This window comes from Actinoplanes sp. NPDC051633, from assembly GCF_040681735.1.
In the GTDB taxonomy this organism is placed as follows: domain Bacteria; phylum Actinomycetota; class Actinomycetes; order Mycobacteriales; family Micromonosporaceae; genus Actinoplanes.
Genome location: NZ_JBFAZH010001721.1, coordinates 1 through 1201, shown reverse-complemented (window position 1 = coordinate 1201; position 1201 = coordinate 1). Strand labels below are relative to the sequence as shown.

2 protein-coding genes are annotated in these 1201 nt (G+C 71.7%); both read left to right on the top strand.

Annotated features, from left to right (window positions below):
• A partial coding sequence (locus tag AB0M20_RS44650; RefSeq protein WP_364307666.1) for a serine hydrolase occupies positions 1 to 354 on the top strand: 354 nt, incomplete at its 5' end.
• A 414-nt stretch (positions 355 to 768) separates the two neighbouring features.
• Positions 769 to 1176, top strand: a complete 408-nt coding sequence (locus tag AB0M20_RS44645; RefSeq protein WP_364307664.1) for a lipopolysaccharide assembly protein LapA domain-containing protein — start codon at positions 769 to 771, stop codon at positions 1174 to 1176.
• The last annotated feature ends 25 nt before the right edge of the window (positions 1177 to 1201 follow it).

Below are 1201 nucleotides of genomic sequence, written 5' to 3'. Positions count from 1 at the left end.
GGTCTCCCCGCCCAGCCCTGGGTCATGGATGCCTACGCCCCCGGCGCCGCCGCCGTCTCTACCACCGGAGACCTCGCGAAACTCGCCACCGCCCTCCTCGACGGGACCGCCCCCGGCATGGCCGCCCTCGAGCCCACCACCGCCACCGACCGAGGGAACACCCGCATCGGTGACTTCTGGCTGACCTCCACCTGGCAGACCGGACAGACCATCACCCACCACGCCGGACAGACCGGCGGCTACGCCGCCTACCTCGGCCTCGACCGCCCACGGCACAAGGCCGTCATCGTCCTGTCCGACGTCGCCAACGACGCCAGCGACCTCGGCACCCAGCTGCTCGCCGACCGCAAGTAGGACTCCGAACCGGCATCACCGAATCTCGACGTTTCCCACCCGGCCTGAAAGAACCACTCGGCGCAGCTGCCGCCGTACCCGCGCGGCGGCGGTGGGCGGCCTCAGACCAGTCGATCTCGACGTAGGTGCCCTCGCCGCGGGCGTTCTGGCGGCGCCGGGCCTTCGGCTGGCAGCTCGCGCTGTCCGCTGTGTCATCGTCAACCGGATCGTGCCAACTGCCTGCATACTCTGCGCCTGCTGGGAGGGCGGACCGGGGTACCATCGGGGTGTCGCTCTGGACCCCGGTGGCAAGCAGTCCGCCGCCGGCGGGATGCATCGCATGACCCAAGGTCAAGGGCACTTCCCTTCCGGGTTCCAATTCCGGCGCCGGCTCAACGGCGGCCTCGAGGACACACCGGAGAGGCGGCGGTTGTCATGACCGCAGCACAGAACTACCGAGAACACCCGACGCCGGACAACAACCACACCAGCTCTGCCGACGGCACTCCACCGGCGCACGCCGGGCCGCCTGTGCCGCGCTCGCGAACCGGCGGCCTCTGGGTGGCCGCCGTCGCCTTCGCCGCCGTCCTCCTGCTGCTCCTGATCTTCGTGTTGCAGAACGGCCAGCGGGCCGACGTGTCCTTCCTCGGCATCCACGGGAAACTGCCGCTCGGGGTGGCGCTGCTGCTGGCCGCCGTCTTCGGCGTGCTCCTCGTCGCGCTTCCCGGCACCGCCCGGATCGTGCAGCTGCGGTTGCTCGGCCGCCGTCGCGGCCGCCGTCGCGCCGCAACCGCTTCGCCGGTCGACCCGGCACCGCCACCGGAGGACCCGGCGCGCCGGTAACCGTCCAGCCAGCTCGCCTCCCGGA

What these genes read in the sequence shown, in the direction of transcription:
- AB0M20_RS44645 (WP_364307664.1), top strand. Translation starts at nt 769, where the DNA reads ATGACCGCAGCACAGAACTACCGAGAACACCCGACGCCGGACAACAAC.